At 71.2% G+C, this 21792-nt stretch carries 21 protein-coding genes, 1 tRNA gene, 1 rRNA gene and 2 pseudogenes; 16 read left to right on the top strand and 9 right to left on the bottom strand.

Annotation, left to right across the window (positions count from 1 at the left end; translation table 11 throughout):
* Both rrf and BXA10_RS29360 read left to right on the top strand, forming a co-directional pair.
* Nucleotides 1–77 (top strand): 5S ribosomal RNA (rrf, locus tag BXA10_RS32795); the annotation flags it as partial.
* A 125-nt stretch (nucleotides 78–202) separates the two neighbouring features.
* Nucleotides 203–868, top strand: a complete 666-nt coding sequence (locus BXA10_RS29360; protein ID WP_425436136.1) for an NADPH-dependent F420 reductase — start codon at nucleotides 203–205, stop codon at nucleotides 866–868.
* A gap of 37 nt (nucleotides 869–905) precedes the next feature.
* Here the strand turns inward: BXA10_RS29360 and BXA10_RS29365 are convergent, their stop codons facing one another.
* Nucleotides 906–2705 carry a VanW family protein gene (locus tag BXA10_RS29365; protein ID WP_076474096.1) on the bottom strand — a complete coding sequence of 600 codons (1800 nt, stop codon included), beginning with the start codon at nucleotides 2703–2705 and terminating at the stop codon, nucleotides 906–908.
* Between the two features lie 188 nt (nucleotides 2706–2893).
* On the opposite strand from BXA10_RS29365, the gene nudC reads away from it, so the two are divergent.
* From nudC to BXA10_RS29380, 3 genes are all read left to right on the top strand, one after another.
* A complete protein-coding gene (gene nudC, locus BXA10_RS29370; protein ID WP_076474111.1) occupies nucleotides 2894–3823 on the top strand; it encodes an NAD(+) diphosphatase in 930 nt (309 codons plus the stop codon).
* A 435-nt stretch (nucleotides 3824–4258) separates the two neighbouring features.
* A complete protein-coding gene (locus BXA10_RS29375) occupies nucleotides 4259–4819 on the top strand; it encodes a DUF6230 family protein (protein ID WP_076474097.1) in 561 nt (186 codons plus the stop codon).
* An 80-nt stretch (nucleotides 4820–4899) separates the two neighbouring features.
* A complete protein-coding gene (locus BXA10_RS29380; protein WP_076474098.1) occupies nucleotides 4900–6492 on the top strand; it encodes a DUF6114 domain-containing protein in 1593 nt (530 codons plus the stop codon).
* A gap of 61 nt (nucleotides 6493–6553) precedes the next feature.
* On the opposite strand, the gene BXA10_RS29385 is transcribed toward BXA10_RS29380, so the two are convergent.
* Entirely contained in the window at nucleotides 6554–8224 is a 1671-nt protein-coding gene (locus BXA10_RS29385) for a DUF885 domain-containing protein (protein WP_076474099.1), read from the bottom strand.
* A gap of 157 nt (nucleotides 8225–8381) precedes the next feature.
* Here BXA10_RS29385 and BXA10_RS29390 point away from each other — a divergent pair, with 157 nt between their 5' ends.
* Nucleotides 8382–9353: a DMT family transporter gene (locus BXA10_RS29390; RefSeq protein ID WP_076474100.1), complete on the top strand. Its 972-nt coding sequence runs from the start codon at nucleotides 8382–8384 to the stop codon at nucleotides 9351–9353.
* Between the two features lie 169 nt (nucleotides 9354–9522).
* On the opposite strand, the gene BXA10_RS29395 is transcribed toward BXA10_RS29390, so the two are convergent.
* Together BXA10_RS29395 and BXA10_RS29400 are read right to left on the bottom strand one after the other, a co-directional pair.
* Nucleotides 9523–10593 (bottom strand): PHP domain-containing protein, encoded by a 1071-nt coding sequence (locus BXA10_RS29395; protein WP_076474101.1) that lies wholly within the window; start codon nucleotides 10591–10593, stop codon nucleotides 9523–9525.
* Between the two features lie 119 nt (nucleotides 10594–10712).
* Complete coding sequence (locus BXA10_RS29400) at nucleotides 10713–11450, bottom strand: M23 family metallopeptidase (RefSeq protein WP_076474102.1); 738 nt, start codon at nucleotides 11448–11450, stop codon at nucleotides 10713–10715.
* Between the two features lie 61 nt (nucleotides 11451–11511).
* Here BXA10_RS29400 and BXA10_RS29405 point away from each other — a divergent pair, with 61 nt between their 5' ends.
* The 4 genes from BXA10_RS29405 (at nucleotide 11512) to BXA10_RS29415 (ending at nucleotide 13456) form a co-directional block, all read left to right on the top strand.
* Nucleotides 11512–11904, top strand: a complete 393-nt coding sequence (locus BXA10_RS29405; RefSeq protein WP_076474103.1) for a hypothetical protein — start codon at nucleotides 11512–11514, stop codon at nucleotides 11902–11904.
* 76 nt (nucleotides 11905–11980) lie between these two features.
* On the top strand, nucleotides 11981–12148 hold the full coding sequence (locus BXA10_RS31765; protein WP_175649348.1) for a hypothetical protein: 168 nt from the start codon (nucleotides 11981–11983) through the stop codon (nucleotides 12146–12148).
* 125 nt (nucleotides 12149–12273) lie between these two features.
* A complete protein-coding gene (locus tag BXA10_RS29410; RefSeq protein WP_076474104.1) occupies nucleotides 12274–12801 on the top strand; it encodes a tRNA adenosine deaminase-associated protein in 528 nt (175 codons plus the stop codon).
* A gap of 187 nt (nucleotides 12802–12988) precedes the next feature.
* Nucleotides 12989–13456, top strand: a complete 468-nt coding sequence (locus BXA10_RS29415) for a deaminase (protein WP_175649350.1) — start codon at nucleotides 12989–12991, stop codon at nucleotides 13454–13456.
* A gap of 49 nt (nucleotides 13457–13505) precedes the next feature.
* On the opposite strand, the gene BXA10_RS29420 is transcribed toward BXA10_RS29415, so the two are convergent.
* Together BXA10_RS29420 and BXA10_RS29425 are read right to left on the bottom strand one after the other, a co-directional pair.
* The gene (locus BXA10_RS29420) at nucleotides 13506–14726 is read right to left on the bottom strand and encodes a sensor histidine kinase (RefSeq protein WP_076474106.1); all 1221 of its coding nucleotides are present in this window, start codon (nucleotides 14724–14726) and stop codon (nucleotides 13506–13508) included.
* Complete coding sequence (locus BXA10_RS29425; protein ID WP_175649349.1) at nucleotides 14723–15379, bottom strand: response regulator transcription factor; 657 nt, start codon at nucleotides 15377–15379, stop codon at nucleotides 14723–14725. Before BXA10_RS29425 ends, BXA10_RS29420 begins: the two co-directional genes overlap by 4 nt.
* Before the next feature lie 213 nt (nucleotides 15380–15592).
* Between BXA10_RS29425 and BXA10_RS31205 the strand changes: the two genes are divergently transcribed.
* Genes BXA10_RS31205 through BXA10_RS29445 form a run of 4 tightly spaced genes read left to right on the top strand, consistent with a single transcriptional unit; the run spans nucleotide 15593 to nucleotide 19123 of the window.
* Nucleotides 15593–16117 carry a hypothetical protein gene (locus BXA10_RS31205; RefSeq protein ID WP_139338229.1) on the top strand — a complete coding sequence of 175 codons (525 nt, stop codon included), beginning with the start codon at nucleotides 15593–15595 and terminating at the stop codon, nucleotides 16115–16117.
* Nucleotides 16114–17196 (top strand): peptidoglycan-binding protein, encoded by a 1083-nt coding sequence (locus BXA10_RS31210; RefSeq protein WP_076474107.1) that lies wholly within the window; start codon nucleotides 16114–16116, stop codon nucleotides 17194–17196. The genes BXA10_RS31205 and BXA10_RS31210 overlap by 4 nt, the downstream gene beginning before the upstream one ends.
* Nucleotides 17193–17891, top strand: coding sequence for an ABC transporter ATP-binding protein (locus BXA10_RS29440; RefSeq protein ID WP_076474108.1), 699 nt, complete (start codon nucleotides 17193–17195; stop codon nucleotides 17889–17891). Before BXA10_RS31210 ends, BXA10_RS29440 begins: the two co-directional genes overlap by 4 nt.
* Nucleotides 17891–19123, top strand: coding sequence for an ABC transporter permease (locus BXA10_RS29445; RefSeq protein WP_076474109.1), 1233 nt, complete (start codon nucleotides 17891–17893; stop codon nucleotides 19121–19123). Before BXA10_RS29440 ends, BXA10_RS29445 begins: the two co-directional genes overlap by 1 nt.
* A gap of 197 nt (nucleotides 19124–19320) precedes the next feature.
* Here BXA10_RS29445 and deoD read toward each other — a convergent pair whose 3' ends face one another.
* Entirely contained in the window at nucleotides 19321–20028 is a 708-nt protein-coding gene (deoD, locus tag BXA10_RS29450; protein WP_076474110.1) for a purine-nucleoside phosphorylase, read from the bottom strand.
* A gap of 75 nt (nucleotides 20029–20103) precedes the next feature.
* Between deoD and BXA10_RS29455 the strand changes: the two genes are divergently transcribed.
* Nucleotides 20104–20190, top strand: a tRNA-Ser gene (locus BXA10_RS29455).
* A gap of 125 nt (nucleotides 20191–20315) precedes the next feature.
* On the opposite strand, the gene BXA10_RS32350 is transcribed toward BXA10_RS29455, so the two are convergent.
* Both BXA10_RS32350 and BXA10_RS29465 read right to left on the bottom strand, forming a co-directional pair.
* The gene (locus tag BXA10_RS32350; RefSeq protein WP_245828635.1) at nucleotides 20316–21164 is read right to left on the bottom strand and encodes a DUF4231 domain-containing protein; all 849 of its coding nucleotides are present in this window, start codon (nucleotides 21162–21164) and stop codon (nucleotides 20316–20318) included.
* Between the two features lie 152 nt (nucleotides 21165–21316).
* Nucleotides 21317–21601 (bottom strand): annotated as a pseudogene (locus BXA10_RS29465) (tyrosine-type recombinase/integrase); the annotation flags it as partial.
* Between BXA10_RS29465 and BXA10_RS29470 the strand changes: the two are divergent.
* Nucleotides 21600–21698, top strand: a pseudogene (locus BXA10_RS29470) (GntR family transcriptional regulator); the annotation flags it as partial. The pseudogenes BXA10_RS29465 and BXA10_RS29470 overlap by 2 nt on opposite strands.
* Nucleotides 21699–21792 lie beyond the last annotated feature (94 nt).

Here is a 21792-nt window from a genome sequence, read left to right on the forward strand (position 1 = left end):
CGAACCCGGAAGCTAAGCCCTCCAGCGCCGATGGTACTGCACTCGGGAGGGTGTGGGAGAGTAGGACACCGCCGGACATTCTTTCCGTTCAGGGCTACCCCGTTTCAGGGGTGGCCCTGAACGTGTTTCCGGGGCGGATCAAGGAAGGGGTGGACGCTGTCCGCCGATCCCGCAAATCCCCGCCGGCCCTCTCGGTAACGTCGTGTACGGACCTCGTCTCGACGACGACCGCAGAGGAGTAGCCATGAGAATCGGCGTCATCGGCTCCGGACACGTCGGTGGCAACCTGACGCGCAGACTGAGCGCGGTAGGACACGAAGTCACCGTGGCGAACTCCCGCGGCCCGCAGACACTGCGAGCGCTGGGCGGCGAGACGGGCGCGGAGACCGGCACGGTCGAGGACGCGATCCAACGCTCGGATCTGGTCGTGGTGGCCGTGCCACTGATGGCGGTGCCGGACCTACCGAGCGAGCTCGTCGCCGGGAAGATCGTGGTCGACGCCGACAACTACTACCCGGACCGCGACGGCGACATCCCGGAACTGATGGACGGCAAGGCGTCCAGCCGGTGGACGGCCGAACACTTTCCCGGTGCCCGCGTGGTCAAGGCGTTCAACACCATCGCCGCCCAGCATCTGCTGGAGAGTGGCAGCCCACCCGGCGCCGCCGGGCGGATCGCCCTGCCGGTGGCCGGCGACGACCCCGACGCGAAGCGGGTGGTCATGGACCTGGTCGACGAGATCGGCTTCGACCCGGTCGACGGCGGCGGCCTCGACGACAGCTGGCGGCAGGAGCCTGGTACCCCGATCTACCTGGCCGACCGGGACGCGGACGGCGTACGGAAGGGCCTGGTCGAGGCGCGGCGCTGACTCGCGTACCGCGGGGAGCGCGGGCCGCGACGTCCCGTCAGGGCCGGCCGCCGCAGACGTAGCGCGGCTCGGCGTCGTAGCGCCAGGTGAACTTCTCCCGCTTGATCACCTTGCCGTCCTTGCGGATCACCCGGAAGGCGTCCTGGGTGAAGCCGTCGATGCCGTTGCTGGGGATGCAGGATGGGCCCGGCTCCAGGTGGATGATCCTCGGCGTGGTGATGTTGCGACGCGGGCCGTACTCCGTCTTGACGCTGTCGTAGATCTTCGTGCTCCAGATCGAAACCGTGATCGTGCTCGAGGTGTACGAGGTGTCGATCAGAAGTCCGTGGTCGGTGTTGTTGCGGAACTTGAAGTCCAGGTCCGGCCAGAAGATGGTCGACTCGATGACCGCCGGGTACCTGTCGAACCAGTACGAGTGTGGCTTGTGCTCGACGTCCTCGAGGCCCGCGTAGTAGGTGGCGTTGAAGAGCGTGGTGGTGAACTGTGAGGTGCCGCCGCCGACGCCGGGCACCAGCTTCCCGTCGAGGATGACGGGCGCGTCCCGGTAGCCCTGCGCGTAACCGCGCTCACCGGTGTGCCCGTTCAGCGAGAACGTCTCGCCGGGCAACACCACGGTGCCGTCGACCTCCCGCGCGATGGTCACGATGTTCTGGCTGCGCGAGGACGACAACCCCCCGGTGAACCGGGTGGTGAACGAGGAGACCTTCTCCTTGATGCCCAGACTGCCGAGCTTCTCCGCCGTCAGCTCCGGTTGCGCCGGTTCGAGCGTCCCGGTCACCTGGCGGCCCTCGGCCTTGGGCAGCACGGTGAGCAGGTCCTGGCCCAGCCTCGCGTCGTCCAACTGCTGACCGGGGCGGCCGGGGTCGACCACCTTCGGCCGCCCACCAGAGATCGCCATCCGGGCGTTCTTCGGGGCGACCTCGATGGTCGACAGGTCGTCGCCGAGCGCGGTGCGCAGCCGCTTCACGTCCACCCGCGGGGTCAGTTTCCCGGCCTGGTCAGCCGTGAACCGCAGGCTCTTGGCAATCGCCTTCGGCGGGATGGTCACCGAGCCCTCAGCGGTCGTGAGCTTCACCGGCGCGCCGACAGCCGGCCGGGCCAGCTCGTTCACCAGCCGGTCCACCTCCTCGCCGCTGGTGGCCGGGTTCGTCTCGACCAGCGGTACGGTCACCGGTTGACCGGTGAGCCAGCCCGCCCGGACCGCGTCGGCCGAAAGACGCGGGTCGAGCGCCAAGCCCGGCTTCGGGTACACGACCTTCGGGGTCGTCCCGGTGTACGTGATCGCCGGCATGGTCATCTTCCGGCTCTGGTCGCCGGCCGCCTTCTGCAGGGCGCTGTGCAGTCGGTCGACCTCGACCGACACCACCGGCCGAACCGATCGGGAGCCGACCAGCCGGCTCACCAGGTGCGCCGAGGCGTCCCTTGCGGCCGCCACGCTCGCCGGCACGTCCACGGCCAGGCCGACCTCGGCGGGAACGATCTCGACGGTCCGCTTCCCCACGCGGACGGAGAACGGCTTGGCGAGATCGGCAGTGCGCCGGTCCAGCTCGGCCTCGAGCTCCCGGACGGCCTCCGCGCGGCTCCGGCCGCCCAGCTCCGCCCCGAGCACCGTGGTGCCGCGCGGCACGTCACCCGCGTACGCGTAGGCGCCGACGCCCGCCACGGCACCGAGTACGGCGGCGGCGCCACCCACCGCGACCAGTAGCCGGACCCGGCGCCGGCGGCGCGGCGTCACCGGGGCCGGTGGCGCGGGCTCCTCGATGGGCCAGGTGACCGCGGTGACCTGCACGGTGGGACGGTCGTCGGCGGGCGGACGGTTCGCGCCGTACAGCGTCACAGCAACCTCGATCGGATGTGTCACCGGGGACCCTCCCCGAACGGAGACCTACGGTAACCAACGCCGGGGTGGTTCTGGCAGTCGTCGTCGGGTCCGCCGTGCGCCGCGTGTCGCGTACCGATCAGCTGGTAGGCCGCTTGTGTTCGCCGGTCCTGGCGGTCGCCGACAGGACGTGGCAACGTGACGGCGTGCGGATCGACGACGGGGTGTTCGCCTACGGGGGTGGGTGGCTGGACCGGGCGGGTGCGCTGCGCGCCGACAGTGAATGGTTGGCGGCGTTGCGCGCCGACGAGCGGACCGGGGTGCTGCCGCTCTGGAACGACCATTGCCTGGTGACCGCCGAGCACGTTCCGGTCCGGCTCACCGGCGTCGCCGCGACCCGGGTCCTCGTCGCCGCGGCCGAGACTGTCTTCCTCGGTCTGGACGGCGGCGTCGCGGTGTTCGGGGCAGATCTCACCGGGCACTCCGAGGCGGACGCCCTGGCGCTGACCGGTGCGGTGTCGGCGGTGGACGTGCGGAAGCTGGCCGGTCGTCTCGATCCGGCTGAGGCGGCGGCCCAGGCGTACGCGCGGGGGCTGTTCCACTGGCACCGGCAGCAGCGGTGGTGCGGCAGCTGCGGCGCGCCCACCACGGCCCGCGACGGTGGGCACGTGCGGGTGTGCTCGGCGCCGGAGTGCGGGCGGTTGTTCTTTCCCCGCATCGAGCCGGCCGTCATCGTGCTGGTCCAGGCGCCCGATGGTGCCGCGCGCTGCCTGCTGGCCCGACACGCGGGTGCGTCGGAGGGGTCGTACTCGACTCTGGCCGGGTTCGTCGAGGTGGGCGAGAGCCTGGAGGACGCGGTACGCCGGGAGATTGCCGAGGAGGTCGGCGTCGAGGTGACCGACCTCGAGTACCAGGGGTCGCAGGCGTGGCCGTTCCCGGCCGGTCTGATGGTCGCCTTCCGCGCCACAGCCCTGTCCGAGGAGGTCAAGGTGGACGGCGTCGAGCTGCTGGAGGCGCGCTGGTTCACCCCTGACGAACTTCGTGCCCGGGCGGCCGCGGGCCGGCTCGGCCGGATCGACTCGATCGATCGCCATCTGCTCGGGTCGTGGCTCGCTGCCACCGGCCAGCCTGCCTGACCCGTACGTCCGGTCGGGCCGCCCGGCCGGTGGAGGTTTCCGGCATCCTCAGCGCATTGACAGCTGTTCGTTACCGAACTGTGATTCCCGTCCGCTGTGGCTACCCCGGGTTAGATTCGCCGCCCGCCTGATCCCGACATGAACCTTTTGTCCCTCACCGTCGCGGTAGGTCCCATCAACGCTTCGTGATGCTCGGAGGTCTCCGTACCACGCACGGGTTACCGGTCAGTAGCAAGGGTCTTGTGAGCTAGGTCGCTTCGCGGGAACATCCATCCGCGTACTGCGCAGCTCGTCGGCGACGGCCCCGCAGCGCCCCGATCTTCCCGTCCGAGTCGCGTCCCCGATTCGTGACGACATCCCCGTCGAGGAGGACCCGTGAGTGAATCGGAAGACCGCCAACCTGGCGGTGGTACCCGGTGGCGTCGCTTCGCCGCCATGATGGTTCCGGCGACCGCCGTCGCCGGCGCCATCGTCTTCGGCATGGCGAACGGTGCCATCGCCGCCTCGTTCGACGTGTCCGGCCAGACGTTCAAGGTCGGTGCCTCGAAATTGGTGGGCGATGGCTTCGAGCAGTACGGCGGCATCGCAAAGGAGAAGGACGGCACCATCCACCCGGTCGCGGTGTCGGAGATCGCCGACGCCCGGCTCTACAACCTCTGCCAGTCCGTCGACGCCAGCGTTCCGGGACTGAGGATCGTGCTCACCATCAACGCCGGTGGTGGCGGCAAGCCGGCGCGGGCCAAGGGCCTGCTGATCGACATGGATTCCCTCGAGGGCGACGCGACGTTCACCAACATCCAGATCGGCCGTGACGCGACCGACCTGAACGAGCACGCCGTGAAGAAGTCCTTCGGGCAGAGCGCGGACCGGGTGGTGATCACGGATCTCCGGCAGGTGGCCCGCTCCACCAGCGCCGGCACCTTCAACCTCACCGGCCTCAAGCTCAAGGTCAACGTCGGCGACAAGGCGAAGGAATGCTTCCCGGACCCGAAGTGATCTGACGCCGAGGCCCGCGGAGGGCGCCCTCCGCGGGCCTCGACCATGTCCCACCCCGTCGGCACCGCCAGGAGGAGTACGTGACAACCGCCGAGTCGCAAGAAGTCCGCTCCAACCCGTTCGGCTGGCTGGGCCGGGCGTGGCGCGGATTCCGCCGCTGGCGGCGGCAGCGGCCGTTCTGGGGCGGTCTCTTCACCATGCTGGCCGGCCTGGAGATCTTCGGCAGTACGCAGATGAGCCTCAACGGCCTCGTTTTCAAGATGGGGCCGACCGGCTTCCTGACCTGGTTGATCCCCGCCATCCTGATCACCTGCGGGCTGCTCTTCTGGTTCAGCCCGGCGCAGCGCACCTTCTACGCCGTGGTCGCGGCGGTGACCGCCGTCTACTCGCTGATCGGCGTGAACCTCGGCGGCTTCTTCATCGGCCTGCTGCTCGGCATGGTCGGCAGCGCGCTCGGGTTCGCCTGGGTTCCGCGCAGAACACCGGCTGCTCAGCAGGACACCGCGGAGCTGCCCGCGGCGACGAGTTCCACGGAGGAGCCCAGCACGGGAACGGCAGATGCCGACGAGGCCGCGCTCGTGGACGAGCTGATGCCGCGGCAGCGTGCCGAGGAGCCCACCGGCGTTCTCGCCGACGTGCCGCCGCAGCCGCGTAACCCGCTGCGGGAACCGGCATCTGCCGAGCCTTCCGCCGGGACGGAGACCACCCGGGGGACGCCAGCCGTCGATCCGGAGGGGCCGGCGGCCGGCGGCCGGCACCGGGACCCGAAGACGTACGCGATCCTGCTCGTCACGACGGCGGCCGTCGCAGCCGGGTTGGTCGGGCTCCGCCCCGTGGAGCCGGCGGCCGCCGCCCCGGCCTGCCCGGGGCCGACGGCGACCGCGAAACCGACGGTGAAGCCGACCGCGCCGAGTTCGCCGAGCCCGTCGGCGTCGAGCAGCAGTACCCCCGACCCGGACGAATCGTCGGACGGCAACCTGCTGACCGACATCGTCGATGGGATCACCGGTCTGCTCACCGGAGACGACTCGGACGACGACCGCGCGGCGTCACCGTCGACCACCACGCGGCCGGGAGGCGGCAGCACGGCCACGCCGACGCGGGCCGCTTCGCCAGGCGACCGGCCGGGCGCCTCGTCGCAGCCGGGCAAGCCGGCCCGCGACACGTGCGGGGCACCGACCCCGGGCAAGCCCGAGCCGGTCGAGGTCGGCAAGCCGCTGCCCCGGGTCGCCGCTGACCCGGACGTGCCGAAGGTCGCGGCCAAGCCCGGCAAGCTCACCGGTTCGAAGCAGACCATGACCGGCCTGCACTTCGCGGGAATCGCCGAGCTGGACACCGACGACGGCAAGCTCAAGACGCTGATGTTCACCATGGACAAGGCCGTCACGAACGACTTCGTGCTCAGGGTGGGCGGTCCGGAGGGGAAGACCGTCCGGTACGTCACCAAGCAGCTGATCGTGAAGGGCGATGTGACGTTCTACGCCACCCGGTACGTGGGACGACTCAAAGGCGTGAAGGTCACGCTCACCCCGGACCTGCCGTTCCCGGACGGGCTACCGGTCACCTCGCCGGTGCCCATCACCTTCACCGATGTCGTGGTCGACCTGGCGTACATCGACTGCGACACGCTGACCGCGAACACCCGCACTCCCCTGCACATCGACCTGACCTGACGACGGCCACGGCCGGGGACCGCGATCGGCGGTACCCCGGCCGTAGCCCGACGAGCGGTGGTCAGAGCCGGGCGAGCGCCTGGCGGAGCGGGTCCAGACCGAGCGCACCCAGGTCGAGGGCCTGCCGGTGGAACTCCTTGAGGTCGAAGTCGGCGCCCTTGCGGGCCTTCGCCTCGTCCCGGGCCTGGAGCCAGATCCGCTCGCCCACCTTGTACGACGGTGCCTGCCCCGGCCAGCCCAGGTAGCGGTTCAGCTCGAAGCGCAGGTTCTCGTCCGGCACCCGGCAGTGCGCGCGCATGAACTCCCAGCCCAGCTCCGGCGTCCAACGCTCACCCGGGTGGAAGCCGAACGGGTTGTCGCGCGGGATCTCCAGCTCCAGGTGCATGCCGATGTCGACGATGACCCGCGCCGCCCGCATCGCCTGGGCGTCGAGCATGCCGAGCTTGTCGCCCGGGTCCTCCAGGTAGCCCAGATCGTCCATCAACCGCTCCGAGTAGAGGGCCCAGCCCTCGCCGTGCCCGGAGACCCAGCAGAGCAGCCGCTGCCAGCGGTTGAGCAGATCGGCCCGAACGGCGGTCTGCGCGACCTGGAGGTGGTGACCCGGCACGCCCTCGTGGTAGACCGTGGTCACCTCACGCCAGGTGGAGAAGTCGCTGATGCCCTGCGGCACCGCCCACCACATCCGTCCGGGGCGCGAGAAGTCCTCGCTCGGTCCGGTGTAGTAGATCGCGCCGTCGCTGGTCGGCGCCAGGCAGCACTCGATCCGCCTGACCTGCTCGGGGATGTCGAAGTGCGTGCCGTGCAGCTCGCTGATCGCCTTGTCGGCCAGCGCCTGCATCCAGTCGCGGAACGCCTCCTTGCCCCGGATGGTCCGCGCCGGGTCGGCGTCCAGCTTCGCCACGGCCTCGTCGACAGTCGCACCCGCACCGGCGATCCGCGCGGCCACCTGCCGCATCTCGCTCTCCAGGCGGGCCAGCTCCGCGAAGCCCCAGGCGTACGTCTCGTCCAGGTCGATCCTGGCGCCGAGGAAGTACTGCGACGCCAGCTCGTAACGCTCCCGGCCGGCGGCCTGCTTGTCCCGCCCCCGCGGGGCGAGTTCGGAGCGGAGGAACTGGCCGAACTCGGCGGTGGCCGCAGTGGCCGCGGCCGCGCCCCGGCGCAGCTCGGCGCCGACGCTGCCGTCCGCGCCCAGTCGCTCGACCAGGCCGTGGAAGAAGTTGTCGCCGTTCGGGTCGACCCAGATGTCGCACTGCTTGGCCACCTCGGTCAGCTGCACCTTCGAGCTGATGTGCCCGGCGGCGGCCGCCTCACGCAGCGTGGTCTTGTAGCCGTCCAGCGCGGCCGCGAAGCCGTTCAGCCGGGACGCGATGTTGGCCTGCGCGTCCTCGCCCTCGGTCGGCATCAGATCGAAGACCATCCGGATGTCGTGCAGGCCGCTGGCGATGACGTTGACCTCGCTGGTCGTCTCGCCCGCCTCGTGGCGCGCCAGATCGAGGCCGAGCCGCTCCTGCATGGCCTCCTTGGCGGTCCGTTCCGCCTCGGTCTCCGGCTCGGTCACCTCAAGGTCCGCCAGGGTGCGGCGGGTGAGTTCGGCCCGGGACTCGTACCCCTCGGGCGTCAGGTCGTCCAGCTTGTCGTCATATCCGGCGATGCCGACGTAGGTGGCCCCGGTCGGGCTCAGCGGCGCCCATTCGGCCACGTAGCGGTTCGCGAGTTCGTCGATTCGTCCCACGTGGCGACCCTACGTGACCTGTCCCGCCCCGTGTCGACTGCGTTTGCCGTGTTCAGGGGTGGCAGGTCCGCCGGGTCGGACCGATCGCGGAAGGGGGTGGGACATCCTGTCCGAAAGTCGCGCGACATCGTCGTACCCATTCGGCAGAGTGTCAGGGGTGACTGACCACTCCGCTCCTGACCGGCCGGCGCCCCGCAGCTGGCTGCCCGGTTTCCTCGCCCTCGCCGCGATCTGGGGGTCGAGCTTCCTGTTCATCAAGGTCGGGGTCGAGGAACTCCATCCCCTCCAGCTCACTCTCTACCGGGTCGTCACCGGAACCCTCACCCTGCTGGTGGTGCTCGCCGTGCTGCGCGACCGGTTGCCGCGGGAGCCCCGCGTCTGGGCGCATCTCTTCGTGGTGGCCGCGTTCGGCGTGGCAGTCCCGTTCACGCTCTTCGGCTACGGCGAGCAGCGGGTCGAGTCGATGCTCGCGGGCATCTGGAACGCCACGACGCCGCTGATCGTCCTGCCGCTGGCGGTGCTGGTCTTCCGTACCGAGCGGCTCACCACGCGCCGGGCGGTGGGCCTCGCTCTCGGGTTCACCGGCGTGCTGGTGGTGCTCGGTGTGTGGGAGGGCGTCGGCGGGTCGCACTTCGCCGGCCAGCTGATGTGCTTCGGGGCCGCTGCCTGCTACGGCGTCGCGATCCCGTACCAGAAGCGCTTCGTCGCCGGCAGCACCCACTCCGGGCTCTCGCTCTCCGCCGCGCAGCTGCTGCTCGCCACGGTGCAGCTGGCGATCGTCACCCCGCTGGTGGCCGGGGCGCCCCCGCTGCCGACCCGGCTGTCGCTGCCGGTGGTGGCCAGCGTGGTCGCGCTCGGTGCGCTCGGCACCGGCCTCGCCTTCGTCATCAACATGCGCAACATCCGGGTTGCCGGGGCGAGCACGGCCGCCACGGTGACCTACCTGATCCCGGTGTTCGCGGTGCTGATCGGCGCCGTGGCCCTCGGCGAGCGGCTCAACTGGCACCAGCCGGTCGGCGCGCTGATCGTGCTGATCGGCGTCGCCGTGTCGCAGGGCCTGCTCAGCCGACGCCGCCCCACCCCCGTCAGCATCGCCAAGCCCGCAGCCGAACCCGCCACCCACCCCTAACCCACCCCCGAGCCCCCTCCCCCCACCCCCAGCCCCCCCGGCCCTCTGGCTGGGCCGCGTTGATCAAGAGGTTTGCGTCAGATCAGGCGCCCGCCGTGACGCAAACCTCTTGATCAACGGGGGCGGGAGGAGGGGAGGCGGGAGGGGGGAGGGGTGGGGGTGGGCGGGGTCAGGGGTGGGAGTGGGTCCAGTCGAGCAGGCGCTCCGCCGACCAGGTGTTGACCACGCGGTCGGCGGGGACGCCGCAGCGCGCCGCCCGCTCGCAACCGAAGCGCTGCCAGTCCAGCTGGCCCGGTGCATGGGCGTCGGTGTTGATGGCGAAGCGACAGCCCGCCTCCAGCGCCCGGCGGATCAGCCGCTTCGGTGGGTCCTGCCGCTCCGGCCGCGAGTTGATCTCCACGGCCACGTCGTGTTCCACGCAGGCGGCGAAGACGGCATCGGCGTCGAAGTCGCTCTCCTTGCGGGTACGGGCCCGGTGCCCGCGGTCGCCGGGGCCGGTGACCCCAGCCGGACGGGACGACACCATCCGCCCCGTGCAGTGCCCGAGGATGTCCAGGTGCGGGTTGGCGATCGCGGTCAGCATCCGCCGGGTCATCTTCGACCGCTCGTCGTTCAGGCCGCTGTGCACCGAGCCCACCACCACGTCGAGTCGTGCCAGCAGCTTCTCGTCCTGGTCGAGGGAACCGTCGGCGAGGATGTCCACCTCGATGCCGGTGAGGATCCGGAAGCCCTCGGGAAGCGCCGCGTTCACCTTCTGCACGTGGTCGAGCTGGCGGCGCAGCCGATCGGCGGTCAGTCCCTTGGCCACCGTCAACCGGGGCGAGTGGTCGGTCAGCACCAGATATTCGTGCCCCAACTCCACCGCGGCCAGCGCCATCTCCTCCACCGGTGATCCGCCGTCCGACCAGTCGGAGTGCGTGTGGCAGTCCCCGAGCAGCGCCGTACGCAGGGCGGTCGCCTCGGCGTCCAGGTCGCTGCCCTCGGTGGCCACCAGCCGGCGCAGGTAGACCGGTTCCTCGCCGGCGAGGGACTCGGCCACGCAGCGGGCCGTGACGTCGCCGACGCCCGACAGTTCGGTGAGGGTGCCGGCCTTCGCCCGCTCGGCCAGTTCGGCCGTGGGAAGGGCGGCGAGCGACCTGGCCGCGGAACGGAACGCCCGTACCCGGTAGGTCGCCTCGTTCGCCCGCTCCAGGAGGAACGCGATCCGCCGCAGGTCGGCGATTGGGTCCCGGGCCTTCATCCCATCGAACCTAGTGCAGCGCCCGGAAACGTTCACCGGACCGCGCCGGATCGCCGCCTGGACCTCAGCGCGACACCGCCAACGTTCCTGGACACCGCACTTGTCGCCGGAGCGCCGTTTCAGGGAGCCTTCGGACAGCCGTGCCGCCGCTGCCAGGTGCTGACCTCGGAAGCCGGACCCCGGTTGCCGCCCTTGCGCCACGAGTCCAGGTAGCGCGCCGGCCAGACCACGCCCCGCCGGATCCACCAACCGTCCTGACCCGAGCAGCGCGGGGAGATCCCGAAATGCAGGTGGCAGACGTTGTTCGCGTTGCCCGTCCGGCCCACCTCGCCCAGCTTCTGACCGGCACGTACCCGCACACCGGCGTCCACGCCGCCCGCGATCGCGCTCAGGTGCGAGCCGTAGTACCGCACCCCGTCGTCACCGAGCAGCGACACCGACAGCCCACCGTTGTTCGGCCCGAGCGGGCCCCGCTTGTCGAACCGGTCCACCCGGCTCACCTCGAGGATCGTGCCGTCGGTGACCGCGACGACCGGCTCGCCGCAGTCGGCGAAGATGTCCGTCGCCGGGTAGCCGGAGTGCGTCTTGTGGTAGGCGACGTTGCCGGCCCGGACCGGGAAGACGTGCCGCAGATCGGCGCGGGGCGTGGTCGTGGACGCGGGGGCGGCGCCCGGTGCGGTCGGGTCGGCCGATTCCGGGGGCGCCGGCTGGTCCGCGCCGGCGGGGGCGGTCGGCGGTGGCGGCACCGGGCGGCCGCCCGGTGGTACCCCCGGCCGGGTCGACGCGCAGCCACCGGCGAGCGCCATGGCGAGCAGCAGGACCGGGTACGCGCGGCGTCTGATCGTCGGCGACGGCATCCGGCCATCCTGGCAGAGTCGGTACGGTGAGACGAGTGCTCCGGCTGAGGGGAGGCGAGGCGTGACGACCGGGCAGCAGCCCCTTCCGTACGACCCGGGTGCCGCGTACCGCCCGTCTGCGCGTACCCCCTCGGGGCTCTTTCCGGCCGGGCCACCCACCCGGCCCACCTACCGCGAACCGCACCCGGTCACCGGCGTCGGTGTCGCCGCCGGCGGCGGTGCGGCCCTCGCCTGGCTGCTGCTGTTCGGGCTGCTCGGCAGGGACGTGGCGGGCTACGCCTGGTGGACGTTGCTGGCCGGGCTGCTGGCCTGGTTGGCGGCCCTGGCGCTGGTCCGGTACGGCGACCGTGGAGTCGCCGCCGGGATCGCGATCGTGACCGCCGGCGGGTGGAGCATCGCCGCGGCGGTGGTGGCCGTGCGGTGGGCGACCACCGGGAACTGGCCGCTCTGGTGACTGCGTCGCGTGGCCGGCCGGCTGCGCTCCGAAACCCGGCTTGACGTGCGCGTGTGGACTCGGCACGCTCGGCAGCATGGCCTGGACCACACCGCGGCTCGACCCGGAACGCAGCCGCCGTCGCCTGCAAGTCCTCGCCGAGTTGGCCGGGGCCCGGGCGGTACGCCAGCGCGAACGCCCGCAGCGGATGCGCACCGAGCGGTTACGGCAACTGATCGCCACGAGGCGGCGGCTGGCGGGCTGAGACGGCCATGACTTTGTCAGTATTGAGCTGCCCGTCGGGGCGTTGACCGGCCGCCCGCCGACCCGACCGGATAACGTGCACGCGTAACGAGTCGGCGTGCTGTGCCGAGGCAATTTGGGGGGATCGTGTCGTACTTCGCTGCGGCCGTGGTGCGCGATGACGGCGACTGGACGGCCGCCGAGGTGAACCTGCGAGGGGCCACCGACATCGACGAGGTCGCGGACCGCCTGCGGGACGTCGATCAGGACGCCGACCTGTCGCTGCTCTTCGTCGAGGCCGACGACACGTACCTGGTGATCATGCGTCTCGACGAGGGCGAGGACCTGCGCGTCTTCGGCTCCGACTCCGCGTACGCGGAGGAGTCCCGGCTGGGCGCGCTGCTCGTCGGTGACCTGAAGACCTCCGTCACCGGGCTCGACGAGGTGGACGAGCCCCGCTCCAGCGGCGGTGGCGAGGAGGAGAGCGAGCAGCCGGCCGTGGACCCCGAGGCCGACCCGGTCGGCGACGCGGACCTCCTGGCCGACCTCGGCATCTCGGCCCAGAAGCTGCTCTCGCTCTGCGCCGAGGAGGGGCTGCTGCCCGCCGACGTGACCGCGGAGATCTGTCAGGTGCTGGGCTGCGCCGACGCGGTCGAGGAGCTGCGTGAGGTCTGACCCGCCGAACGGTGGTGAGCCGCTTCTCCCGCTGGGTGGTGAACCGGCGGACGCCACCGATCCGGCGCTCGAGACGGTCCGCCCGGGGCAGCCGACGCCGGGCCGCCTCGGACGGGTCGGCCCGGGTGCCGACGAGGGGCTGGCCGATCCGGGTGAGCCGGGTCGGCGGCAGCGGCACGAGCTGTGGATGCGCCGGGCGTTGGAGGTCGCGGTGACCGGCCCGGCGGCCGGTGGCCCGAGCACCGACCCCGCGGACGGTGCCGACCTCGCCGTCGAGGACGTGCCGGTCGGCGCGGTGGTCTACGGCCCGGACGGGACCGAGCTGGCGTTCGGCCGTAACGAGCGTGAACTGACCGGCGACCCGACCGCACACGCCGAGGTGCTGGCGTTGCGCCGGGCCGCGCAGCGGCTGGGGCGGTGGCGGCTGGACGACTGCACGCTGGTCGTCACCCTGGAGCCCTGCACCATGTGCGCCGGGGCGTTGGCGCTGGCCCGGATCTCGACAGTGGTCTTCGGTGCCTGGGAGCCGAAGACGGGCGCGGTCGGGTCCCTCTGGGACGTGCTGCGTGACCGGCGGGTCAACCACCGGCCCGAGGTCTACGGCGGAGTGCTGGAGAACGAGACCGCCGCCGTCCTCCGGGCCTTCTTCCGCTGACCCTCGCCCCCCGATCCTCGCCGGGCCCGCGAGCCGCTCGATCATGAAGTTAGCGGTGCCCGACACGGCGTGTCGCGCCGATAACTTGATGATCGACAGGCGTCATCGGCGCCTCGGGCAGCCGGACGGTGACCACCAGCCCGCCGCCTTCGCGCGGGTGGGCGATCACCGTGCCACCGTGCGCCCGCGTCACGGCCCGGACGATGGAGAGCCCGAGCCCGAACCCACGACCGCCGCCCAGCCGCTCGCCGGAAAGGCGGCGGAACGGCTCGAAGATGGCCTCCACGTCATAGCTCGGCACCGTCGGACCGGTGTTGCTCACGGTCAGCTCCGCCCGGCCGTCCCACAGGCCGGTGCTGACGTGGACCCAGCCGCCGGTCGCGACGTTGTGCCGTAGCGCGTTTTCCACCAGGTTGGTGGTGAGCCGCTCCAGCAGCACCGGATCGCCGACCACCAGCGCCGGCGACAGCTCCCGGGTCACGGTGGGGCCACCGTCCGCTCCGATGGTCTGATCCAGCACATGGTCGGCCACGTCGGCCAGGTCCACCCGGGACCGCGCGGTCAGTTCCTTCTCCGAGTCGGCCAGCGTGAGCAGCCCGTCGATCAGCCGCTCGTGCCGCTCGTTCACCGCCAGCAGTGACTCGCCCAGCCGCCGTACGTCCTCGGACGCGTCCGGTCGGGTGACCGCCAGCTCGATCAGGGACCGGTTCAGCGCGAGCGGAGTCCGCAGCTCGTGTGAGGCGTTGGCGACGAATCGGCGCTGCCCGTCGAAGGACCGGTCCAGCCGTTCCAGCATCTCGTCGAAGGTGTCGGCCAGTTCCCGTACCTCGTCCGCCGGCCCGGAGAGCGAGATGCGTTCGTGCAGCCCGCGGCCGGCCACGTCGGCGCCGGCGATCCGCCGGGCGGTCCCGGTGATCTGGTGCAGTGGTTGCAGCGCCCGGCCCGCGACCAGCCAGCCGAACGCGATCGCCACCACGGAGACCAGGCCCAACGCGATCCCGCCCTGGGTGAGCAGCGAGTCGAGGGTCTGGTTCCGCGCGTCGCCCTGCACCTTCCTGACGATCAGACGCAACTGCTCTGCCTGGTCGCCGGTGAGCCTCCCGTCCACCCCCTGGATGATCGGCTTCACATCCTTCAGCGCCACCCCGAACGGTTGGGCCGTGCGCTGATCGACCAGCACGTAGGTGACGGCGAGCAGGACCAGCCCGGCGACCAGGAAGAGGCCGCCGTAGATCAGCGTGAGCCGGGCGCGGAGGGTCAGTCGTTTCACGCTATCCGGTATCCCACGCCGGGGACCGTCTCGACCACCTGCGGCTCGCCCAACTTCCGGCGCAGCTTCATGACGGTCACCCGAACCACGTTGGTGAACGGGTCGATGTGCTCGTCCCAGACGCGTTCCAGCAACTCCTCGGCGGAGACGACGGCGCCGTCGGCGCGCATCAGCTCGACCAGCACGGCGAACTCCTTGCGGGACAGCGGTACGTACCGGCCCTGCCGGTGCACCTCGCGACGGGCCGGGTCGACCACGATGCCGGCCCGGGCCAGGGTCGGCGGAGCGGCCCGGCGAGCCCGGCGGCTCAGCGCGTGCACCCGCGCGGAGAGCTCCACCAGCGCGAACGGCTTGGTCAGGTAGTCGTCGGCGCCCAACGCCAGTCCGGCGACCCGCTCCCGTACGGCCGCCGCGGCGGTGAGCATCAGCACCCTGGTCCCCCCGCCGCTGTCGACGATCGCCCGGCACACGTCGTCACCGTGCACCACCGGCAGGTCCCGGTCGAGGACGACGACGTCGTAGTCGTTGACACCGAGCCGCTCCAGCGCCGCGTCGCCGTCGTACGCGACGTCCACCGCGAACGCCTCGCGGCGCAGCCACTCGGCGATGCTCTCGGCGAGCAGGTTCTCGTCCTCCACCACCAGCACTCTCACCCGCCCAATGGTGCCGCGCGACTGCATAACGCCGGCGTAAACGTCAACGGTTACGCCCGGGATACGCCGCATGTCGTGGACTGGCCGGGATGGCCCGGCGCTGCGTCGGGTCGACGAACCGGCCGGCGGTGCGCCGCGCACTGACCTGTGGGCGGTGCCGGCAGGCCGACGGAGGTGCCCGGCGTCGACCGGGCCGAGAAAGGGGAGCGTGTCATGCGACGAGGAATGCTCGCGCTGCCGCTGCTGCTCGCCCTGGGCGTGGCGGGCTGTGGCGCGCCGAGCGAGGAGCCGGCGGTGGCGACCGCCGGTGGTGGCGCCGCGGCGACGGCTTCGGCCAGCCCGGTCACCCAGCTCGGCGACGACGAGCGACGGCTGAAGTTCACCACCTGCATGCGGGAGAACGGGGTCGACATGCCGGACCCGGAGCCCGGCAGTGGCCTGCGGCTCCGGTTCGGCAAGGGCACCGACCCGGAGAAGATCGAGGCGGCGATGGAGAAGTGCCGCCAGTACCTGCCCAACGGCGGGGAGAAGCTCAAGCTCAACCCGGAGCAGCTCGAACAGGCCCGCAAGCTCGCCGCCTGCATGCGGGAGAACGGCGTACCCGAGTTCCCCGACCCGCAGCCGGACGGCGGGATCCGGCTGCGGCTCGACGAACTGAACGTCAAGGCGCCAGAGGTGCGGGCCGCGATGGAGAAGTGCCGGCAGTACGGGCCGAAGCAGCTCGGGGCCGTGCAGTGAGCGCTCGCCGGTTCCGGTTCCGGCCCCTCGCGCTGACCGCCGCCGTCGTGGTGGCGGCCGCCGCCGGTGTCACGGCCGCGGTGGGCTTCGCCGGCACCGACCGGGGTACGGCGGCCGCCGGATCCGTCCCGCCGGCCACCGCCACCGTCACCCGCCAGACGCTGACCGATACGCAGACCGTGAACGGGGAACTCGGGTACGGCACTCCGCGTACCGCCGGCGCCCGGCTCGCCGGGACGGTCACCGCGTTGCCGGAGACCGGCACGGTGGTGAAGCGGGGCGGCCGGCTGTACGCGGTGGACGACGAACCGGTGGTGCTGCTCTACGGGTCGCTGCCCGCGTACCGGGTGCTCGAACCGGGGGCGGAAGGGGCGGACGTCGCGCAGTTCGAGCGGAACCTCCGCGAACTCGGCCACACCGGGTTCACCGTCGACGACGAGTACACCGGCAGCACCGCCGACGCGGTGCGCGACTGGCAGGAGGACCTCGGGCTGCCCGAGACCGGCCGGGTGGAACCGGGCCGGATCCTCTACGCCGAGGGGGCGGTGCGGGTGGCGAGCCACCAGGCCGCGACCGGCGACGCGACGCAACCCGGCCAGGGCGTGCTCACGTACACCGGCACCAGCCGGCTGGTGACCGTCGAGCTGGACGTGGACGACCAGCGGCTGGCGAAGAAGGGCGCCGCGGTCACCGTCACCCTGCCCGACAGCGGCTCGGTTGCCGGCAAGGTCGAGTCGGCGCAGACGATCGTCGACGCCGGATCCGGCGGCGCCGCCGGGCAGTCCACCGAGGCCGAGACGAAGGTCGAGGTCACCGTCTCGGTCGCCGACCCGGCAAAGCTCGCCGGGTACGACCAGGCGAGCGTGAAGGTCACGTTCACCGCCGCCGAGCGTCCCGACGTGCTCACCGTCCCGGTGGCCGCGTTGCTCGCCCTGGCCGAGGGCGGGTACGGCGTGGAGGTGGTCGACGGGGACCGGACCCGGATCGTCGCGGTCACCACCGGTCTCTTCGCGGCCGGTCGGGTCGAGGTGAGCGGCCCGGACATCGCCGAGGGCATGACCGTGGGGACGCCGGCATGACCGGTGACGCCGTGGTGCTCGAGCGGGTGAGCCGGACGTATCCGGGTGGCGTGACCGCGCTGCGTGAGGTCTCGCTGCGGATCGGGTACGGCGAACTGGTGGCGATCGTCGGCCCGTCCGGCTCGGGCAAGTCGACGATGCTGCACCTGATCGGCACCCTCGACCGTCCGTCCGCCGGTCGGGTCCGGATCGACGGCTACGACGTGGCGGCCCTGCCGGACCGGCAACTCGCCGCGCTGCGTGCCCGCCGGATCGGCTTCGTCTTCCAGCAGTTCCACCTGGCCGCCGGCACGCCGGTCCTGGACAACGTGGCCGACGGGTTGCTCTACACCGGGGTGCCGCGACGGGAACGGCGGCGGCGCGCGGAGGCCGCGCTGGACCGGGTCGGGCTGGGCCACCGGCTGACGCACCGGCCGCACGAGCTCTCCGGTGGCGAGCGGCAGCGGGTCGCGGTGGCCCGGGCGGTGGTCGGGGAGCCGGCGGTGCTGCTCGCCGACGAGCCGACCGGCAACCTCGACTCGGTGGCCGGTGCCGGGGTGCTCGCGCTGCTGCGCGAGCTGCATACAGCGGGCACGACGGTCGTGGTGATCACCCACGACCGGGAGATCGCCGATGGGCTGCCCCGCCAGGTGGGGATGCGCGACGGTCAGGTGGTGGCCGATCCGGCGGCGCCGATCGCGGAGGGGGTGCGCTGATGGCGACGGACACCCGACCACGCGTGAACGCCGACACCCGACCACGCCTGACGCCGGCCCGGCTCGGGCCGGGCGACGTGCTCCGGGTCGGCGGGGTGGGTCTGCGTACCCGACCGCTGCGGGCGTTCCTCTCCGCGCTGGGCATCGCGATCGGTATCGCGGCCATGATCGCCGTCGTGGGCATCTCCTCGTCGTCCCGTGCCGACCTGGACCGTACGCTCGACCGGCTCGGCACCAACCTGCTCACGGTCGCGCCCGGGAACACGATCTTCGGGGACCAGGCCGCGCTGCCGGTGGAGTCGGTGGCGATGATCGGTCGGATCGGGCCGGTCACCGACGTCTCCGCGACCGCGCAGGTGCCGGACGTCGCGGTCTACCGCACCGACCGCATCCCGTCCGGCGAGACGGGTGGGATCGCCGTCCGAGCCGCCCGGCTCGGCCTGCCCGGCACGGTCGGCGCGACCGTACGCAGCGGCAGCTGGCTGAACGCGGCGACCGAGCGGTACCCGACGGTGGTGCTCGGCGACGCGGCAGCCCGACGGCTCGGGCTCGGCGCGGCCGGCCCGGAGGTGCAGGTGTACCTGGGCGGTCGCTGGTTCACCCTGGTGGGCATCCTGGCGCCGGCCCCGCTCGCGCCGGAGCTGGACAGCTCGGCGTTGGTCGGCTGGCCGGCGGCCGAGACGTACCTCGGCTTCGACGGGCACCCGACCACCGTCTACACCCGCGCGCGGGAGAACTCGGTGGAGGCGGTACGGGCGGTGCTCGGCGCGACGGCGAACCCCGAGTCGCCGAACGAGGTGCAGGTGTCACGGCCGTCCGACGCGCTCGCCGCCGCCGCGGCCACCGACGAGGCGTTCACCGGGCTGCTGCTCGGGCTCGGCGCGGTGGCGCTGCTGGTCGGCGGGGTCGGGGTGGCCAACACGATGGTCATCTCGGTGCTGGAACGGCGGGCCGAGATCGGGCTGCGCAGGTCCCTGGGCGCGACCCGGGGCCAGGTCCGTGTCCAGTTCCTGGCCGAGTCGCTGCTGCTCTCCGCGCTCGGTGGAACGGGCGGTGTGCTGCTCGGCATCCTGGTCACGGCCGGATACGCGTTCTGGCGGCAGTGGCCGACCGTGGTGCCGCTCTGGGCGATGGCCGGCGGCGTCGGCGTGACAGTGCTGATCGGCGGGTTCGCCGGCCTCTACCCGGCCGTCCGGGCCGCTCGACTCGCCCCGACCGAGGCGCTCGCCTGACCGGCTGATCATCGGTACGTTCCGGGTGCGTTCGTCCTCGTCCAGCGGCGGCGAACGCACCCGAAGCCGCGTCGGACGGGATGGTCGCCGTCACCGGACCGGGTGGTGGGCGGAACTGCCGTCACCTGCCGCGCGCCGCGAACGAACCGCCCCGCCGATCCGGGTGGATGGGCGGGGCGGCGACGTGCCACGGGGGCTCAGCTGATGATGGTGTCCAGGGCGATCTCGACCATCTGGCTGAAGGTCTGCTCACGCTCCGCGGACGTGGTCTTCTCGCCGGTCTTGATGTGGTCGCTGACGGTCAGCACGGTCAACGCCCGCGCCTTGAACCGGGCCGCGATCGTGTAGAGCGCGGCTGACTCCATCTCCACGGCCAGCACGCCGTAGTCGGCGAGGGTGTCGTACAGGTCCGGCCGGTCGGTGTAGAACGCGTCAGCGGCCAGGATCGGCCCGACGTGCATGGTGATGCCCTGCCGCTCGGCCACCTCGACGGCCGTGCGCAGCAGGCCGAAGTCGGCCACCGGCGCGTAGTCGATCAGCCCGTCGAAGCGCATCCGGTTCATGTTCGAGTCGGTGGACGACCCGATGGCGGCGATCACGTCCCGGAGCTTCAGGTCCTCCCGCAGCGCCCCGCACGAGCCGACCCGGATCAGCGACTTCACGCCGTACTCGTTGATCAGCTCGTGGGCGTAGATCGAGGCGGACGGCATGCCCATGCCGGAGCCCTGGACGGAGACGTCGACCCCCTTCCAGCGGCCGGTGAAGCCCAGCATCCCCCGGACGGTCGAGTAGCACTCGGCGCCCTCGAGGTAGGTCTCCGCGATCCACTTGGCCCGCAACGGGTCGCCCGGCATCAGGACCCGCTCGGCGATCTCTCCCGGCTTTGCGCCGATGTGCGTACTCATGGCAAAGATCCTGCCAGGCGCGGTGGGCCGACACCGGTTCGGCATCGGAACCAGCGGTCCTGTACCCTACTCGGCGGTGGTGTGTCCGAGTGGCCTAAGGAGCACGCCTCGAAAGCGTGTGAGGGTTTACGCCCTCCGCGGGTTCAAATCCCGCCGCCACCGCTCGCAACAGCGAGAACGCCCGGACGGTCCGTGAGGACCGGCCGGGCGTTCCGCTTCTGGTCCCAGTTCTGGTCCTCAGTTGCCCCTGCGGGGGCCGTGTGACACAAGATCACGACAAGCCCGGCTCACTCCTCGCGGGTCACCTCGACTGGCTGGTCGAGCTGCTGCTGCCGCTTGTTCTGTTCGTCGCGCAGGCGCTCAACTGTGTCGGCGAAGAGTGCGTATGCCTCAAGCTCCTTCAGGTTGGCATACTTCCCCACCCGGAGTTCAACCGCTTCGTACTCACGCTCAATGGCATCAGCCGTCTGCTGAGAATTGAAGCTGCGCTCGTGGTATTTAAAGTAGCCCGTGAAGCCGGCGGCGAGACCGACTGCCGCGCTAGCCCCAACGGTAAGCCACCTTGCTTGGACGAAGGACACGGATGCCGTAGCAATGGCCGAGGTGATCACCGAGCCGACGATGATAATGCTTTGGAAGCGGTTGTGCACCCTTCGGGTCCGGCCTGCATCCTCCCTGAACTGAGAGATCAGGTCGGGAACGTCTTCTCTATACCGCTTCTGTGCAGGCAAGGCGGAGTCCTGGGCGACGCCGCTTTCGGTGTCTGACTCTGCCTGAGTCCTTCGGCGAACGACGTGCAGTTTCTTGATGATGATGCGCGTGGAGCGTGTGCGCTTGTACTGCCAGTACGCAAGCGCAGGCGATCCTAGAAGCGAGACGCCTGCTGCAATGTAGAGAGGTACAGCAAGTCGGGAGATCTGCTCGAATAATTTCAGTGTTGCCATTGCGGCGAGGGCGATCAGTGCTAGATTGCCGAGAAATATCCAGGCCAACCCGACCCTGCGCCAAATCTCTTGAAGATGGAGCTTTTCCTCTGCGTCGATAATCAAGCTGCGTATGTGGTCTGGGTGCCAGGCTGTAGACTCGTCGTTTACTACGTTGGCCCATTCCTGCTCACTCGATACCCCCGCCCGCATGGCCGCCACGTTATGGCGGGTGCGGAGAGTTGGGAAGGTGAACGACTGTCGTTATATCGACACTTGCCTTTGCGGGCTAGGCGTGGTTCATGCGTCGGCGCACCCGACGCGAACTGCATCGGGTGCGCCGCAGCGACCTGCCATCAGCCGATTTACCCCGAGTCTCGTTCAACCCTCTCGGCCTCTGGGGTGCCGCTCCGGAGCAGGCCGCCGACCCGGCGGGCAATGTCGCGCCGTACTTGTGTTGTCAGGTGCTGGTAGCGAGTCGCCATCGGCGAGTTCGACCAGCCCGTGATGCCCATCACCTCACGTTCGGCCACGCCGAGAATCAGCAGCACCGTCGCTGCGGTGTGCCGGGCATGGTGCAACCGGCCGTCGCGAAGTCCGGCAAGCCGAAGCAGCCGCTTCCACTCGTCGTAGTCGGTACGGGGGTAGATCGCGACCAAGCTGCGGGCGGCCATCCTTACGCGCCGGCTCGCCCCGGGCGACAAGCTGCCATCACAGCCCGAGCTAGCCGCCCGCTACGGCCTAGCTGTACTGCCCAGGGACGTTGGTCAACCTGGTGATGGGCGGCTTGCCGCCGGTAGCAGTGTGGGGCCGGTGGTGATTGTAGTGATGGAGCCAGGCG

The sequence above is a fragment of the Micromonospora avicenniae genome, from assembly GCF_900156065.1.
In the GTDB taxonomy this organism is placed as follows: Bacteria; Actinomycetota; Actinomycetes; order Mycobacteriales; family Micromonosporaceae; genus Micromonospora; species Micromonospora avicenniae.